The organism is Acidobacteriota bacterium (assembly GCA_028874215.1).
Taxonomy (GTDB): domain Bacteria; phylum Acidobacteriota; class UBA6911; order RPQK01; family JAJDTT01; genus JAJDTT01.
On record JAPPLF010000075.1, the window covers coordinates 1 to 475 of the forward strand.

The 475-nt window shown below is 72.4% G+C and carries 1 protein-coding gene; it reads right to left on the reverse strand.

Annotated features, from left to right (window positions below; all coding sequences use genetic code 11):
- Positions 1-291: 291 nt before the first annotated feature.
- A partial coding sequence (locus OXT71_14965; protein MDE2927694.1) for a hypothetical protein occupies positions 292-475 on the reverse strand: 184 nt, incomplete at its 5' end.

The window sequence follows — 475 nt, forward strand, 5'->3', positions numbered from 1 at the left end:
GAGCGACCCCCCTGTTTCGATGCCCAGTGCGGGCATCGGGGAGGGTTGGGATGTACACATCCCGGACACCCTCCCTCGGGGGTCGCTCCCAGCCATCAGTCCCGTGCGGGAAGGCTCGTCGAGGCCGAGACGACCAATGCCACTCCCGTGAGGGCGGTCAGGAATTTCTTCCTCCTGCCGTCCGGGGTGGGGAGGGACTCGACCCCGGCGGGAGGAACGGACGAAGTCCGTCCCGGAGGCCGGGGGGACCGGCGCCGAAGCGGTGGCAACGCCCACCACGCCGCTCGCCGGTCACTCCGCGGACTCGGCCGCGAAGCCGATGGCGTTGATCGGCGGGCGGCGGGAGAACATCCGGCGACCGGCCGACTTGGGGGACCCTTGGATCCCCCAACCGCGAACGCCGCCGGAGCGGGGTTTGTCCCGGGGGTCAGAGGGGGCGCAGCCCCCCGCCAGCCTCCGCAGGGGACTCACGGAG